We start from the raw sequence: 13,434 nt of genomic DNA, 5'->3' as shown, positions 1-13,434 counted from the left end.
ACTGATGTAAAATGACAGAAATATATTTTCCGGAGCTGGCTTAGTTCACAGAAGTCTAGAAAGGGTTGGACATCATGATTACTTTATCCAATATTCAAGTTACCTTTGAAAATGGGTCACAATCGGTTACAGCCGTCCAGGATGTCAGTCTGCAGGTTGACGCGGGAGACGTATACGGAATTGTCGGCTACAGTGGGGCGGGGAAGAGCACGCTGGTCCGCGTGATTAATCTGCTGCAGCGGCCTTCGGCGGGAAGTGTAGTAGTCAATGGGCAGGATTTGCTGGCTTTGCAGCCCAAGGAGCTGCGCTTGGCCAGGAAGCGGATCGGAATGATCTTTCAGCATTTCCATTTGATGAACTCGAGAACAATCTATGACAATGTGGACTTTCCCTTGAAGAGTTCCAAGCTCTCCAAGCGCGAAAGGGACCTGAAGGTTAAACAATTGCTAGAGCTGGTAGGCTTGTCGGATAAATTGGATGCTTATCCTTCCCAATTGTCGGGAGGGCAGAAGCAAAGGGTAGCTATAGCCAGAGCGCTGGCGAATGATCCGGAAATATTGCTGTGCGATGAAGCGACCAGCGCCCTGGACCCGAAAACGACGCTATCCATTCTGGAATTGCTGAAGAAATTAAATCGAACGCTGGGGCTGACCATAGTCATTATTACGCATGAAATGCAAGTTGTGAAAGAGATCTGCAATAAGGTTGCCGTTATGGAAGCCGGGCGGATTGTCGAGCAGGGCGATATCGTCTCGATCTTTAGCCGTCCGCAAAATACGTTGACCCGTGATTTCATTAATACGGCTACTCATATCGAGCAGATGCTGGACAAGCTTACGTCGCACCCTTCACTCCTTCATTTGAAGGATAACGATATGCTGTGCAAGATTTCTTATATCGGCGACAGTACCAGTGAACCGGTTATTTCCGAGCTGACTGCCCGTTACCGAGTTAAGACGAATATTTTATTCGCGAATGTGGAGATTTTACAGCAGACCCCGATCGGCAATCTGATCGTAGTGATGTCCGGCACTCCCGGTGATCTGGAGGGAGCTTTGCGATACTTGCAGTCGGCTCGGGTAGACGTTGAAGTTATCAATTCCCGACTTTTTCAGAATCGAAAGGTGGGTGATCCGGCATGAGTGAGTTTTTTACAAAATATTTCCCTAACATCTGGAATTTAAGGGAAGACATCCTGCTAAGCACCTATGAGACGATTTATATGGTGGTCGTTACCTCGTTATTTTCCGTGTTATTTGGGATCTTGTTTGGCGTCACCCTTGTTGTGGTGGACAAGGGAGGCATTCTGGAGAACAGGCTGGTCTATAGTGTGTTGGAGAAATTCATTAACCTGTTCAGATCCATTCCATTCATCATTCTTATCGCTGTTGTCGTGCCGCTTACCCGACTTATTACAGGCACATCGATCGGTATGAATGCCGCGATCGTGCCCCTGGTCATCGGCATCGTACCTTTCTATGCCCGACAGATACAAAATGCGCTGGTGGAAGTTGATTCCGGGATCATTGAAGCGGCTCAGTCTATGGGGTCGGGACCGATTGAGATTATTTTCCGCGTATATCTGAAAGAAGGCTTGTCCGCGATTATCAGGGCTTCCTCTGTGACGATCATTAACCTGATCGGACTGACCACGATGGCTGGGGCCATCGGCTCCGGGGGCCTCGGCAGCCTGGCTATCAATAAGGGGTACAACCGCTTCCAGACGGATATTACACTTGTGGCTACGATTCTGATCTTGATTCTGGTGTTCGTGTGCCAATTCATCGGGGATTATTTCACCAAGAAGACGACGCATTGACATCAGGGTATGACCACGGTTTGTGCAGTATACTGCCCTAGCCTCTGGGCGGGTACTGGTTAAACATACAACACTACAAAAAGGACTGAAGAACAATGGCAAAAGTAGAAAGCTTTCAATTGGACCACACGATCGTAAAGGCTCCTTACGTCAGGGCGGCAGGGCTTGAGCATGATGAAAAAGGCAGCACTGTGCAAAAATATGATCTTCGCTTCCTGCAGCCGAATAAAGACGCGATTCCGACGGCGGCACTTCATACTCTTGAGCATCTGCTCGCTACCTATATGAGAGACGAGATTCAAGGCATCATCGATATTTCTCCGATGGGATGCAGAACCGGATATTATCTGATTCTCTGGAATGAGCACGATCCCGAAGAGATCGCGTCCGCCTTGGAAAGAACGCTGAAGCGCGTGCTGGAAACAACCGAGGTTCCGGCTGTCTCCGCGCTGGAATGCGGGAATTACAAGGACCATTCCCTGTTCTCTGCTCAGGAATACGCGAAGATCGTCTTGCAAGCCGGAATCAGCAGGGATCCTTTTGAAAGAGTATTGTAACAGCCATGATTACTTTGGATTTATCGCATCAAACGGCGGTTGTCACCGGGGGCAATTCAGGCATTGGACAAGGCATCGTACAAATTCTACTGCAGAGTGGGGCCAAGGTCATTTCTGCCGATCTCGCTCATGAAGGGGATTTTAAAGAAATTAACGGGCAGTTGTTCGAATCCAGACTGGATTTGTCCCGATCGGAGGATATCTATCGCTGGTCAAATATGGTGTTGGAACAGGCGGGAGTTCCGGACATCGTCGTGAATTGCGCCGGCATTTCCACGATGGATTACGTGATTGACAGCAAGCTGGAGGATTGGGAGAAGGTATTCTCCATTAATTCTACGGGGTTATACCTGGTATCGAAAATATTTGCGAAAGCGATGGTCGATGCCAGAAGACCAGGGAGAATTATCCAAATGGCTTCGCAGGCCGGCAAGAACGGCTATCGGGCTATGGGCGGATATTGCGCATCGAAGCATGCGGTGCTTGGACTGACCAAGGTAATGGCGATTGAACTGGCGCGGCATAACATACTCGTCAATGCGATATGTCCGGGTATTGTGGAGACGCCCATGAAGCATCGGGAGCGTGTCGAAGGCGGATTAATCCGCGGCATGACGGCCGAGGAGATCTATGCGGAGGACTGCTCCCAAATTCCGCTGGGCAGAACGGCCGAGGTCAGTGATGTTGCCAACGTCGCCCTATTTTTGGCCAGTCCGTTATCTTCGTATATGACAGGCCAAGCGATCAATGTAACTGGCGGTATGACCATGCATTAGGAGAAAAATAGCATCCAGATCAAAAGGGGAGAGGATCATATGAGCAGTAAAGGGAAACTATGGGGCGGACTAGCACTCGGATTGGTATTGATACTGGCGACCGCGGGCTGCGGCGGCAAATCATCGGGCGATGGCCAGAAGATTGTCATTGGTTCGCAGGGCTCCGATGCTCAGATTTGGAAGCATATCGCGCAATCCCAGGCGGCCAAGGATGCCAAGCTTAATATTGAAGTCAAGGAGATTAATGGCGGCGTAGAGTTGAATAACGCTACCAAGGAAGGCGAAGTCGATGTGAATGCTTTTCAATCCTGGGCTTATCTCGTCAACTATAATAAAGAAAGCAACGCCAATCTGGTAGCAACAGCGACCACATATCTGGAGCCGATGGGCATCTATTCACAGAAGATCAAGGATATTAAGGAGGTTCCGGACGGCGCCCTCGTCGCCCTGGCGGATAACCCGGCCAATACGGCCAGAGGCTTAAGCCTGCTGCAGACTGCCGGTCTGATCAAACTGAAGGATGATTTTAATTTGGGGACAGGTACGGTTAACGATATCGTCGATAATCCTAAAAATCTGAAGTTCAAGCTGATCGACGATACGACCGGCCCGCGGGTGATCCAAGACGTCGATCTGGTATTGATCGGCAACACGATTGCCCTGGAAGGCGGATTGAATGTCCTGAAGGACTCCTTGTTCCATGAGGAAGTTTCTGTAGATACGAAGAATAGCATCAATGTGCTGGCGACCACTTCCGAGAAGCAGAATGATCCAGGCATTTTAAAATTAGGTGAGTTGTATCACAACGAGGATACGCAGAAATATATCGAGCAGGAGTTCGGCGGCACCAAGGTGCCCGTAGATAAGCCGATCTCTTATCTGCAAGAATAGAGAGGCTCCATGCGGACTGCTATCATTACGGCGATGGAGGAGGAGATGGCTCCCTTTCGCAATCAGGCGCAAATTACGGCCAGGACCCAAGTAGGCAAGGTTATCATTGAGGAAGCTGTGTACCGGGGCAAACCGCTAATCCTCGTAGAAAGCGGCATCGGCAAGGTCAACGCAGCCGTCGCAACCACGCTGTTGATCGAACGGCATCGGCCGGATCTGATTCTGAATGCCGGATCGGCCGGCGCATTTGGCGCAGGATTGAGCGTAGGCCATGTCGTTGTGGCAACGCAGTACATTTATGGGGATGTCGATGCGACTTGCTTCGGGTATGAACCCGGACAGGTTCCGCAAATGCCGGCCAGATACGATTTGGATGCAGCTTTGCTGGATCGGGCGAGAAGAGTAGCGGCAGCGGCAGAACTCCCCTATTCTCTTGATTTCGGATTAGTATTGACTTTGGACTCCTTCATGAGTGAACCGGAGCGGGTAGAAAGGGTTAAATCAACCTTCCCTGCCGTCAAGGTATCGGATATGGAAGGGCTCGGCATAGTGCAGGCCGCTGCGCAATATGGAATACCGGTATTAGCTGTAAAAGCGGTATCGGATATCGCGGGACATGGCGGTGTAACGGCTGACAGCTTCGATGATAATTTGGATGCCGTTGCCGCTCATGCCGCGCACTTTACGGATCTGCTGGTTAGCAGCTTCATTGGATGAGAAAGAGCGAGTGTTAGTGGGAGGATTTCCGCTAATGCTCGCTTTTTCATTTTTTAACATGGGAACGTTCCTGTAATGTGGTTTGTATGTTAAGGATAATTTCGTAATGGTCATACCGTCCTTTTTTTAAATAACCTCGATAGAAAGCTCGCGTTCAGATGTACATATTGGATATGCTGCTGCGGTTCATTTCCGTATACCTTAACGCTCCCATCCTTTGATCCCTATTTTCAAAAGTTACAAGTTGTATACAAGTTCTTCTCTATCATTTTGGAAAAAAATAATCTATACTTTTTCAGTACATGAGCATTTTGCGGATATGTCGGGTTCCCTGAAAACTTTCTCCAAGTCGGGAGAAGCCCATTTCTTATGTTCATCAGTCGTTACCCATGAAGACTCTGGTTATGCAAAATGTTCACTAGATTAATATATTGAAAGTAGGTCAATTTACATGAAGCAAAGGCATCATCTATTCAGGCTCATTGTTACTACCGTAATGATCGTTTTACTACTTATTTCAGCCGGAACCGGTTACTCGGCAGCCGCAGGATCTGTTTCCTCATCGGGAAATAAAGCCAATAAAATGGTGGCCCTAACTTTCGATGATGGGCCCGATAAAATATATACCGGGAAAGTGCTTGATATTTTAAGAGATTACAAAGTGAAGGGTACATTTTTTGTAGTAGGAAATAGGGTTAAACAGTATCCCGATGTGATGAAACGCATCGTAAAAGAAGGGCATGCTCTAGGAAATCATTCGTGGAGCCATTCTGAACTAACCAAGCTTGGCAAAGAGAAGGCTCGCCAGGAAATTGTAAAGACGGATAAAGCGATTCGGGAGATTACCGGCTCCGCCCCGACCATGATGCGGCCTCCCTATGGGGCGACATCGGGACGGGTGAAGGGAGAAATTCAGGCACTGGGACATGCACAGGCTCTATGGACTGTCGATACCCGGGACTGGGCGGCGGGCAGCTCTGTTGCCAGCATTCTCAAAACGGTGAAGTCCAGCTCCGGCAACAAGATCACCGTGCTGATGCATTCCGGGGGAGGAAAGCGGGATAAGACGGTTAAGGCGCTTCCCCAGATTATTGATTACTACCGGTCTAAAGGCTACACTTTTGTTACGATGGCCGAGCTGAACGGTTTGGCTGATAATCTGGACGGATCGACAGCCGCGGCCCCCGATACTGCAAAGCAGACCGCTCCTTCAAAGGACGTCCCTTCACAGGCCGCAAATTCACCGGCTGCGCAGAATAAGGACAAGGAGACGTCGGCTAATGCTGATGGCTCCAATAATAGAAACAGCGGTACCGAAGAGCGTAATATCCATTTGATATACGATGGCACGGAAGTCGAATTTTCGGATGCGAAACCACATGTCGATGAAAATAGCAGGATACTGGTGCCTGTAAGATTCATGGCGGAATCCTTGGGTTTTGGCGTCAAATGGGAGGGAAGCGGGGAGCAGAAACAATTGGTTCTGTCGAAGGACAATACACATGTCGATTTGAAGATTGGCGACAAAGTGGCTGTGGTCAATGAAGCGCAGATACAGATGGATACCAGCGCAATGATTATAAAGGAAAAAACGTATGTCCCTTTAAGATTTGTGAGTGAACTTGCCGGAATGGACATGACGTGGAACTCCGCAGACAGTACCGTTACCCTTTCTTCCAAGAAACCGGCAGAAGAAAATGACGAGAAGTCGGTAGAAGATAACGGCGAGGAAAGGGCCGTTGCTGGCGATACATACATCTTGTCCGCCCCAAGAGCTACGGTCCAGCAAGCTAAAGCATGGGCAAGTTCTAAAGGGGCAACGGATGTGTTTATAAATTTGGCGGATATTGTTTGGGAGGAAGCTTTAAAAGCGGGAGTCGATCCGACGGTCGTGTATTGTCAGGCCGCAAAGGAGACGGGCTTTGGAAAATTTGGAGGCATTTTGGATGAAACGTTTAATAATCCGGCCGGCTTAAAAAACCAGGAAGGGGGTTCCGACACGGATCATGCGGCGCATCAGCGCTTTTTCAGTTGGGAGGAAGGGGTTCAGGCGCAGATTGATCATCTGGCATTGTACGCCGGCGCGCCGGGTTATCCGAAATCGGATACACCTGACCCAAGGCACTTTCCTGCTTTGCAGGGAAAGGCGGTTACGGTGGAGGCTTTGGGCGGATCGTGGGCGAGTGTTACTTCCTATGGCGTCGAAATTGTAAAAATGATGATGGAGTTGGTACAGACAAACGGTTAGGTCGCGCTCCATAACTATAAACAAGCTCCTGATATTGTCCATGCGGCAATTCAGGAGCTTGTTCTGTTCCTAATCCGCTTATTCTTTAAAGGTAAACCGGGATATTTCGCTTCTTAAGCAATAAAAAACGTAACAACCGATAACACGATAGAAGTGATTAACATCGCCATGAGCGGTCTAAAAGCTTTTGCACCGAGGTCGCGCAGATTTACATTTAATCCAAGCCCGACCATGGCGGTTGTGAGAATAAAGGTCGTCAGATTGGATACGCCGTTCATGAGCCCATGGGAAACAGGAATGTACTTGCCTAAACAGTAACTGCCAAATAGACTCATCAGAATAAATCCGATAAGGAACCAAGGAAATTCAATTCGCGTACCGCTACTGTTTCCGGAATTTTTCCGTTTCATCCAAAAGATCAATATGAAGCATAAGGGAATCAGCAGCAGAACTCGACCTAATTTGGCCAGTAGAGCAATCGCCAGTGCATCCTGTCCCGCAGGGGCCCCCGCCAGTGCGACATGCGCAATTTCATGAAGGCTGATTCCGCTCCAAATTCCATAATGGATGGCTGAAATCGGCAAAAACGGCCGAAGAATGGTATAAGCGACTGAAAAAACGGTTCCTACTAGTGCTATAATGCCAACTCCAATGGCGGTGTCCTCGTCATCAGCTTTCAATATCGGGGATACGGAGGCAATAGCCGCAGCACCGCAGACCCCGGTTCCTACCCCGAGAAGCAAGGTTAATGATGGCTCCGCTTTGAGAACTTTCCCCAGCCAAACGGTTGTCACAATCGCAAATCCGATGACTGCCATATCACGAACAAGCAGGGGAAGACCCTGGTGAAGAACAGTATCTATGTTTAATTTCAGACCATACAAGATAATCGCAAAACGTAAAAAACGCTTGGATGAAAATTGAATCCCTGACCGTAATGCCTCCGGATAACCGAAAAATTGCCGGTAAATCACCGCGATGACGATCGCGCAGGCCAGCGGGCCAACATGATCGAATCCGGGAACCCGTGATAAAGCGAACCCCATTGCGGCAATAACAACAGTGAAGGCAATCCCTGAAAACAACATGCCCGCGGAAGCTTTCTTTTTTGGTTCAGGAAGTTTTTTCTCTTTTAACATATTTGCACATTGGATTTCCATATCATCACCCCAAATTAATTTCACAATCCCAGTGTACCTCCGTCATATTCATAAGAAAAATAACGATATATAATAGGGATAATAAGTGAATTTATATGGGCGGAAGTGTTCGAGATGGATCAATATTTAGAAGTATTCATGAAGGTCGTGGAAAAAGAAAATTTCACGAAAGCCGCAGAGGAACTGCATATGACACAGCCGGCCGTCAGCCAACACATTAGAACACTGGAGCGGTTGGTAGGGGCCAGGTTGTTGGAGCGGAACAATAAACACGTGCGAATGAATAAAGCCGGGGAGATTGTCTACCACCATGCAAAAGAAATCCTGGCCCTCTATACAAGAATGCATGATTTAGTGGATGATTTGGCGGGCCATGCCAGCGGTCCGATTGCTATTGGCGCGAGCTATACATTTGGTGAATATATTTTGCCGCATATTATCGCCAAGCTGAAGAGAGAGTACCCGCTGATCAGACCCTCCATTATTATTCACAACACGAAAGAAATCACCGATTTGGTGAATTCATATCAATTGGATATTGGGATTATTGAGGGTTTTTTCAACAATCATCAATTGCATTCGGAGGTCGTTTCGGAGGATCATATGGTCATCGTTGCTTCACCGTCGCATCCTTTATTACAAAAGGACGGTGAATTGCACCTTTCGGAATTAGCGGATGAAACATGGATTCTTCGGGAAGAAGGTTCGGGTACCCGACAGGCCGCAGACCATTTCTTTGAAATGCATAATTTTACTCCGACAATGATCATGGAATTCGGAAGTACCCAGGTGATCAAGGAGTCGGTTGAGGCCGGTTTGGGGATCAGTCTGCTGTCAGGGTGGGCCATTGCTAAGGAGCTGACGAACGGATACATCGGAATGCTCAAAGTGGGGGGGCTTCCGTTTAAGCGGGAATTTACCCTCGTCACCAGCTCGGTATACCGGACCAAAGCGCTGAATACGTTTATTGAAACGCTTAAGGAGTATTTGAATACTGGACTTATCAAGGAGTCTAGTGAGGAGTGAGTCAAAATATGATCGAAATCGATTGTATGGGAGAAGTTTGTCCGGTGCCGGTATTGATGCTTAAGAAGCATCATCAAGCGATTTGCCGCGGCGAAAAGGTGTTGCTGCTTACAGACCATAGTTGTGCGAGAAAATCGATTACGGAATATTGTGATCAGACCCGGCTGCGTTGCTCGGCCGAAGAAGTGATGAATGGCGTGTGGGAGATCAGCATAGAGGCTTGAGCTTGGGATCTTAGCATAACGTATCAATCAAGGTCTGCTCAATAAACTGAACAAGTTGCTTGGTATCGCGGTTACATTTTTGATGATGCCTCTTCACCATATAAATATCATTGTAAACCTGGAGATCGCGAATATGGATCGGTTTGAGCTGTTTGTAATACAGCTCTTTTTTTATGGACATATATGGAAGAAACGCAGCGCCATGCCCTTTGATTGCAGCCAGCTTAACGGCCTCAATGGAATCCAAGTTGTAGAGGATGTTCAACTTTACGTTTTCCGTCAAGACTCTCGCCAGCGAGCGTTGAACACAGCCAAGCTGGGTTGATCCGATCAGAGGGTATCGGGTCAGCTCTTCCAAATGAATCTCATCGGGAGCAGGCTTGGAGCTGCTGGAGACGAGCATGACTTGGTCGGAAAATACCTTATGCGAGACGATCTCTGACTTGGAGGGTGGACCGGAGATGAAGCCGATGTCTCCTTCTTCAAGTAAAATATGATCTTCAACGTGAGGGCTGAGCGCTTCGTTTAAGGAAATATTGCAGCAGGGGAAGTGATTCTTCACTTCAAATAAAGTACAGGGCAGTGCATAGTTGCATACTTCAGGGACCGCGTAAATCGATAGGTGTTGATATGGGACAGACTTGAATTGTTCGATTTCGGTGGCCATATCTTCATACAGCTTACAAATTTGTGCCGCGTATTTATGGGCAATTTCTCCAGCTTCCGTAAGCTGCGCCCCTTTGTTGCTTCTCTTCAGCAGCTCGGTGCCCAGCGTCGTTTCCCAGGATTTTAATTGTTGGCTTAGCGCGGACTGCGTGATGTGCGATCTCTGCGCCGCTTTGGAAATGCTATTGAGCTTGGCAACATCCAGAAATAATTTAAGCGTTTCCAGATTCATTGGAATGCGCCCCCTTTTGTCAACCTTTGACCACTGTATATCATAACCCGTCAATAATTAAATCGCTATAAAAAAAACTAATGCAGCATCAAAAATGCAGATAACCACAGATCTCATAATCATGTTACTATTTTCACATAGTAATTGACTTCAAAGTTGGAGGTGTTTATTTATGGAGCAAAACACCGGTGCCGCAGCGAAATCCACTCGCGCCCGGGCACCCAGAAAGCCGAAGAAGAGCCAACTGCCGATCGCTCTTGTGGCTACGGCTCTCGTCATTGGATTTGGTTTCTATTTGAATCAATACAATGACAAAATGGTGGTCTATTTACTTTTCGGGCTTGCGTTTGGCGTAGTGCTGCAAAGAGCGCGGTTTTGTTTTACGGCTTCCATGCGGGATCCATGGATTACGGGGAGCACATCCGTGACGAGAGCGGTATTAATTGCTTGCTCTCTTGCAACCATTGGCTTCACGGCGATAAAATACTCGGCCTTTGCAGCGGGCAACCGTATTCCGGGCATGGACAATGTCGGTCAGATCAGCCTGGCATTGGTCATCGGCGCCGTTATTTTCGGGATCGGGATGGTTATTGCCGGCGGCTGTGCCTCTGGCACGTTGATGCGGGTCGGGGAAGGTTTTACGATGCAGATGCTCTCTCTGGTGTTCTTTGTCATTGGCTCTTTGTGGGGAGCGCATGATATGGGCTGGTGGCGGACAGCGGTGATAAAGGATGCGCCGGCGGTGTTTTTACCTGATGTGTTTGGCTGGTTGGGAGCCTTGCTGGTTCAGTTTTTAATTATTTTGCTGCTTTACATTGCTTCTGTCAAATGGCAGCAGAAAAAAATGGGCAGTGCGGAGTGAGAGCTCAGCGGGCGAAGGTCGCTTCTCTTAAGCCTGGGTACAAAGGGTATCTTTGGTTTTGAAAAAAAAGTGAAATGATTCACAAAAATACTAAGTTAAGGTGGTAATGAAAATGGCAGAGTTTACGTTGGATTGCATGGGTGAGGCTTGTCCGGTTCCGTTGATGAGAACGGAGAAAAAGATGGAGGAGCTTAAGGTTGGCGACGTGCTGGTCGTATCGATTGACCATAGCTGTGCGATGAAGAATGTTCCGGAATGGGCGAGAAAGCAAGGCCACAACGTGGAAATTGAAGAAATTGATGATGGCGAATGGGAAATTGTGATCGAGAAGACGAAATAGCATGTCGGAACGAGGAAGATGGGGGGAATTAACAGGTGAACGCATTCTGGTTGAAAATATCCTCTAACCGTTTTTATAAGAAGTTGCTGAAAGAACCGTTAACATACGTAACCGGAGCCGTGCTGCTCGCGGTATTTGCAACAGCCCACCTTGCTGTGTTCTCGAAGGGGTGGGGGGTGACGAGCGCCTTTGCGGATTGGGGTGCCTGGATGTATCAACTCGTCGGAGGCAATGTGGACAACTGGGCGTATTTCAGCTCGGAAAAGGCACAAAAGACGCTGTCTGCAGGCTTTCTGAACGATGGAGGATCGATTCGTAATCTGGGCATTATTCTCGGGGCCTTGCTGTCTACGCTGTTTGCTTCGGAATTTAAGCTGAAGAAGATTCGTTCGTTGAAGCAAGTGTTTGCAGCCATACTCGGCGGTTTGCTGATGGGTTACGGAGCGAGACTTGCCAACGGCTGTAATATCGGGGCATTGTTTACTTCGATTTCTTCGCTGTCGCTTTCCGGCTGGATTTTCTGGCTGTTCCTGCTGGTAGGCGCTTTTGTCGGCAGCAAATTGTTGGCTAAATTTTTTATGTAGTGTGATGGGGGATCGGGCATATGGAGAAGAGAACAGAGCACTATGATGTCGTAATTATCGGCGGTGGTGCGGCGGGGTTAACGGCGGGAATTTACTGCGGACGCGCCAGACTCAAGACGCTGATTCTGGAAAAAACACTGGTTGGCGGTCTTGCCACGTATACGAACGAGATCGAAAACTATCCCGGGTTTCCCGAGGGGACGACAGGGACGGAATTGATGAGCCTGTTCCATAAACAGGCGAAGAAATTTGGCGTGGATTTTAAAATGACCGATGTCAAAGCGGTTTCTTTGACGGACGAGGTGAAGGTGGTGGAAACGTTCCGGATTCGTTATGAATCAAAGGTTGTGATCATTGCCAGCGGGGGAAAGCCAAGATTGACCGGTGCCAAGAATGAAGAAAAGTATTTGTACGATAAAGGGATTTCCTTCTGTGCGACCTGTGATGCGGCGGCCAATACGGGCAAAACGGTGATGGTGATCGGCAGCGGGGATGCGGCTATTGAAGAGGGAATGTTCCTGACGAAATTTGCCGATAAAGTGATCGTGTCCGTGATGCATGATCATGGCAAAATGGATTGCAATGAAATCGCCAAAAATCAGGCTCTCGACAATCCCAAGATGGAATTTATGTGGAATACGATGGTCGATTCTTTTGAGGGAGAGGAACGGCTGGAGACTGTCGTGCTGAAAAATCTGAAAACCGGTGAGCTGCAGCCGGTCAAAGTGGACACTTGCTTCCTGTTCATTGGATATATCCCCAATACGGAAATATTTGCGGAGTCGATCACGCTGAATCGAAACGGATACGTGCTCGTCAACGAGAAGATGGAGACGAATTTACCCGGTGTATTGGCCGCAGGCGATGTATGCGATAAATTCCTGAAACAGGTCGCTACGGCGGTGGGAGACGGTGCAATTGCCGGTTACGGCGCAGAGAAATATATTTCGGAATGCGAAGTTTATGAGAATCAGATTTTAAATCACGGTAACCCTTCGGTTGTCTACCTGTGGAATGCTACGGAACCGAAGTGTCGCGAGCTGCTGCCGCTGATCGAGAAGTTCGAGCAGGCTCACGGGGCACAATTGAGAGTAACCAAGGTGGATGTCTATAAGTCGCCCGGACTTGCCGGCAAGCTAGGCATAGACATCGTACCGGCTGTCGCTTACTTCACCGATGGGAAGATGCAGAGAATATTAACTGAAAATATTAATGAAGAACATTTAAACCGTCTTCTGTCTTAGAAGATTCGCGTTCTACTTAATGGCGGTTACGAAAAGTCCTTGTTCGGCTCCACATCACTATATCCCTGTTTCGAACGAAAGGCTACAA

At 48.2% G+C, this 13,434-nt stretch carries 15 protein-coding genes; 13 read left to right on the top strand and 2 right to left on the bottom strand.

The window, feature by feature from the left end; genetic code table 11:
• Positions 1-74 precede the first annotated feature (74 nt).
• The 7 genes from V4U88_RS11040 (at position 75) to V4U88_RS11010 (ending at position 7,008) form a co-directional block, all read left to right on the top strand.
• Positions 75-1,142, top strand: a complete 1,068-nt coding sequence (locus tag V4U88_RS11040) for a methionine ABC transporter ATP-binding protein (RefSeq protein ID WP_334073304.1) — start codon at positions 75-77, stop codon at positions 1,140-1,142.
• Positions 1,139-1,819 carry a methionine ABC transporter permease gene (locus V4U88_RS11035; protein WP_334073303.1) on the top strand — a complete coding sequence of 227 codons (681 nt, stop codon included), beginning with the start codon at positions 1,139-1,141 and terminating at the stop codon, positions 1,817-1,819. The genes V4U88_RS11040 and V4U88_RS11035 overlap by 4 nt, the downstream gene beginning before the upstream one ends.
• A gap of 95 nt (positions 1,820-1,914) precedes the next feature.
• The gene (locus V4U88_RS11030) at positions 1,915-2,376 is read left to right on the top strand and encodes an S-ribosylhomocysteine lyase (protein ID WP_124331543.1); all 462 of its coding nucleotides are present in this window, start codon (positions 1,915-1,917) and stop codon (positions 2,374-2,376) included.
• A gap of 5 nt (positions 2,377-2,381) precedes the next feature.
• A complete protein-coding gene (locus tag V4U88_RS11025; protein WP_334073302.1) occupies positions 2,382-3,152 on the top strand; it encodes an SDR family NAD(P)-dependent oxidoreductase in 771 nt (256 codons plus the stop codon).
• A 39-nt stretch (positions 3,153-3,191) separates the two neighbouring features.
• Positions 3,192-4,043, top strand: coding sequence for a MetQ/NlpA family ABC transporter substrate-binding protein (locus V4U88_RS11020; RefSeq protein WP_334073301.1), 852 nt, complete (start codon positions 3,192-3,194; stop codon positions 4,041-4,043).
• A gap of 9 nt (positions 4,044-4,052) precedes the next feature.
• Positions 4,053-4,760, top strand: coding sequence for a 5'-methylthioadenosine/adenosylhomocysteine nucleosidase (locus V4U88_RS11015; protein ID WP_334073300.1), 708 nt, complete (start codon positions 4,053-4,055; stop codon positions 4,758-4,760).
• A gap of 451 nt (positions 4,761-5,211) precedes the next feature.
• Entirely contained in the window at positions 5,212-7,008 is a 1,797-nt protein-coding gene (locus tag V4U88_RS11010; protein ID WP_334073299.1) for a polysaccharide deacetylase family protein, read from the top strand.
• A 113-nt stretch (positions 7,009-7,121) separates the two neighbouring features.
• On the opposite strand, the gene V4U88_RS11005 is transcribed toward V4U88_RS11010, so the two are convergent.
• Positions 7,122-8,147, bottom strand: coding sequence for a YeiH family protein (locus tag V4U88_RS11005; protein WP_416367205.1), 1,026 nt, complete (start codon positions 8,145-8,147; stop codon positions 7,122-7,124).
• A 135-nt stretch (positions 8,148-8,282) separates the two neighbouring features.
• Here V4U88_RS11005 and V4U88_RS11000 point away from each other — a divergent pair, with 135 nt between their 5' ends.
• Together V4U88_RS11000 and V4U88_RS10995 are read left to right on the top strand one after the other, a co-directional pair.
• On the top strand, positions 8,283-9,194 hold the full coding sequence (locus V4U88_RS11000; RefSeq protein ID WP_334073298.1) for a LysR family transcriptional regulator: 912 nt from the start codon (positions 8,283-8,285) through the stop codon (positions 9,192-9,194).
• Positions 9,191-9,418, top strand: a complete 228-nt coding sequence (locus V4U88_RS10995) for a sulfurtransferase TusA family protein (RefSeq protein WP_334073297.1) — start codon at positions 9,191-9,193, stop codon at positions 9,416-9,418. The genes V4U88_RS11000 and V4U88_RS10995 overlap by 4 nt, the downstream gene beginning before the upstream one ends.
• Positions 9,419-9,428: 10 nt before the next feature.
• On the opposite strand, the gene V4U88_RS10990 is transcribed toward V4U88_RS10995, so the two are convergent.
• Positions 9,429-10,316 carry a LysR family transcriptional regulator gene (locus tag V4U88_RS10990; protein WP_334073296.1) on the bottom strand — a complete coding sequence of 296 codons (888 nt, stop codon included), beginning with the start codon at positions 10,314-10,316 and terminating at the stop codon, positions 9,429-9,431.
• 172 nt (positions 10,317-10,488) lie between these two features.
• On the opposite strand from V4U88_RS10990, the gene V4U88_RS10985 reads away from it, so the two are divergent.
• The 4 genes from V4U88_RS10985 to V4U88_RS10970 all read left to right on the top strand — a co-directional run bounded on the left by V4U88_RS10985 (position 10,489) and on the right by V4U88_RS10970 (position 13,346).
• Positions 10,489-11,178: a YeeE/YedE thiosulfate transporter family protein gene (locus tag V4U88_RS10985; protein ID WP_334073295.1), complete on the top strand. Its 690-nt coding sequence runs from the start codon at positions 10,489-10,491 to the stop codon at positions 11,176-11,178.
• 112 nt (positions 11,179-11,290) lie between these two features.
• A complete protein-coding gene (locus tag V4U88_RS10980; RefSeq protein WP_128632914.1) occupies positions 11,291-11,518 on the top strand; it encodes a sulfurtransferase TusA family protein in 228 nt (75 codons plus the stop codon).
• Positions 11,519-11,553: 35 nt separating this feature from the next.
• A complete protein-coding gene (locus tag V4U88_RS10975) occupies positions 11,554-12,102 on the top strand; it encodes a YeeE/YedE thiosulfate transporter family protein (protein WP_334073294.1) in 549 nt (182 codons plus the stop codon).
• Positions 12,103-12,122: 20 nt separating this feature from the next.
• The gene (locus V4U88_RS10970; RefSeq protein WP_334073293.1) at positions 12,123-13,346 is read left to right on the top strand and encodes an FAD-dependent oxidoreductase; all 1,224 of its coding nucleotides are present in this window, start codon (positions 12,123-12,125) and stop codon (positions 13,344-13,346) included.
• Positions 13,347-13,434 lie beyond the last annotated feature (88 nt).

This window comes from Paenibacillus sp. A14 (genome assembly GCF_036864815.1).
Taxonomy (GTDB): domain Bacteria; phylum Bacillota; class Bacilli; order Paenibacillales; family Paenibacillaceae; genus Fontibacillus; species Fontibacillus sanfengchensis.
This window is presented reverse-complemented; position numbering and strand designations above follow the sequence as displayed.